Origin of the sequence: Paenarthrobacter sp. NPDC090522 (genome assembly GCF_044769225.1) — a bacterium.
GTDB lineage: Bacteria > Actinomycetota > Actinomycetes > Actinomycetales > Micrococcaceae > Arthrobacter.
The window spans coordinates 1-2263 of the sequence record NZ_JBIVXL010000047.1 but is presented as its reverse complement, the minus strand read 5'-3'; the positions used below and the strand labels follow the sequence as shown (position 1 = coordinate 2263).

Annotated in this window: 2 protein-coding genes; both read right to left on the bottom strand. The window is 60.1% G+C overall.

From position 1 onward, the window contains the following. Nucleotides 1-522: 522 nt before the first annotated feature. The gene (locus ACIQT2_RS23950) at nucleotides 523-702 is read right to left on the bottom strand and encodes a hypothetical protein (protein WP_402951767.1); all 180 of its coding nucleotides are present in this window, start codon (nucleotides 700-702) and stop codon (nucleotides 523-525) included. Nucleotides 703-1015: 313 nt separating this feature from the next. Continuing rightward, entirely contained in the window at nucleotides 1016-1591 is a 576-nt protein-coding gene (locus tag ACIQT2_RS23945) for an HhH-GPD-type base excision DNA repair protein (RefSeq protein ID WP_400337891.1), read from the bottom strand. Nucleotides 1592-2263: the final 672 nt, after the last annotated feature.

Sequence of the window (2263 nt, the reverse complement as noted above, 5' to 3'; positions counted from 1 at the left end):
ACTGCACCCGGGAGGGTGTGGGAGAGTAGGACACCGCCGGACAACACTTAACAGGAGCCCCGACCACGACGGTCGGGGCTCCACACCTTTAACACACCATGTACCAGGATTCAGCACCCTGTAGACCCGGCATCGCGTATCGAAGCGTAGCCTGAGCGGTATGGGGATGAAAGCAGCGTCGAATACATGGACCGTTGCCGTGCTGGCGTTCACCTTCCTGGGTGCGGGATGCGCAGCTCCTGATCAGATCCAAGGGAGTCCGGCCGCAGCCAGCCCGGTCTCGGAGATCACACCCGATAGGGCGTTGTGCCAAGGCAATGAAATTCCGCTGGAGGCGTTGGAGAACCGAAGGCCCGCGTCGGAGCTCGGGCCTGAAGCGCTGCCGGCACTCAGCGGACGCAACGTGGACCAATTCCACGCTGAATCCTGGCTCATCGCGCAAGAGAGCAGCAGCAGGGTCATGCTGATGAACAAGCTCGCGGAACCGAAGGACGATGGAACGGGCGACATCCGCGACTTCGTTTACGTGATCATTTCCACCGACTCCATGGCTTCGGAACCGGGCAAGCCTGTGTGGGCGGTGGTCGAGGCGTCCGCCTGTACTCCTACCTTGGACTTGGGAGACTTGAGGGCCGGCGCAGTGACCCTGGACCCTTCTTCGAGGCCTGATCCCAACAGCAACAGCGTCCCTTTGCTCGTCACGGAATTTGATTGCAACTCAGGGGCAGAATGCCGAAGGGAGGGTAGAAGTGGTGGAACTCGTCGAAACGGAAACAACGGTGGAAGTAGTCGTCGGGGTTCGGAGAGCAGCACTCGGGGCGGCTTCGTGCCAGAGCAATCCACCCACGCCGTTCACAGTCCACTTGGGACGCCCACTGGGCGATCGCGCCGTGGTGAACGCCGCCGTCGTGCCTTCCCGTGAGATCGCCCTGCCGACCCGACGGTGATCCGCCGTACCAGGCCGCAGACAGCTAAGGCCCCGCAGATGCGGGGCCTTAGCTGTCTTGTTGATAAGTCAGGCCTTCGCAGCCTTGGCAGCAGCTTTCGCGGCTTGTTTACTTGCGCGGACCTTTACCAAGGAGTCCGGATCCACGATGTCTGCCACGGACAAGTACGAGCCCTCTTCACCGTAATGGCCGGCGGCCTCGCGCCAACCCTCCGCCTGGAGACCACACTGCTTTCCGAGGAGCGCCAGGAAGATCCTGGCCTTCTGGTCCCCGAAGCCCGGTAGGGCCTTCAGTCGCCGGAGTACTTCAGCCCCGCTTGGGTTGTCTCGAGTCCATATGGCGGATGCCTGGCCGTCCCAGTCCTGGTGGACCGTCTCGGCCAGTGCCTGTACCCGTCCGGCCATGGAGCCCGGGAAACGGTGGACAGCCGGAGTCTGCTTGAAGACGTCCACAAAGCCGGCCGGGTCGAAGGCCGCAATGGCGCCGGGCTCCAGGGACCCAATGCGTGAGCGGATCTTCTCGGGTCCGGCGAAGGCGGATTCCATGGTCACTTGTTGATCGAGCAGCATGCCGGTCAGCAGCGCGAAGGCGTCGTCACTGAGGAGTTGGTCGGCAGCAGCATCTCCTGTGATGTGCAGTTCCATGGGTTTATCCTCCCACCTGTCCGCGGCCATCTCCTAGGGAAGCGGTACGCGTCCGCAGGACCAGGAGACCTTGGCTGTCCCAAGGGGCCCGCTGCCGCTTCACTGCGGAACAGCGGTTGTTAGGGCTGGGCTGATGGGAAGGTACGACGGCGGGTGGTTGGCTTTGGGGGCTGGGGCGTAGCCGTATGCCGCAGCAAATTTGGGGGTCTTCATGGGAACTTCACGTGGGATTCACGTGTGTCCTCTTGCAGGGCGAGGAGTTGCTTGGGGGTGGATTTGCGTTGGGGGTTGGGGGCGTGTATTGTTTTCTGAGTCGCCGGGAGCGAAACGGAAAGCCGGAAGGTGTGTACGGTTCGGTTGGCGGCCAATAATAATCCTTCTTTTCCAATGGCCTGTTGATGGTTGCGCTGCTTTGTGTGGTGTGCTGTTTGGGTGATGTTTTGAGGGGTCTGTTGTTTGAGAACTCAATAGTGTGCCAAGTTTGTTGATACCGATTGTTTTATTGATTGGTTGAAATTTATTGCCGAATTGTCATGCACCCCCGTGTGTGGTGGTTTGGTTTTCAGCTGGTTTCAGATTTGCAGCTGCTTCTTGCCGTGATTTCCGGTGGGGGTGGTTGTGTTTCGTTTTTTGTTTTTGAACGGAGAGTTTGATCCTGGCTCAGGATGAACG

Coding starts and splice junctions, on each gene's coding strand:
- ACIQT2_RS23945 (WP_400337891.1), bottom strand. CDS start 1,591: ATGGAACTGCACATCACAGGAGATGCTGCTGCCGACCAACTCCTCAGT.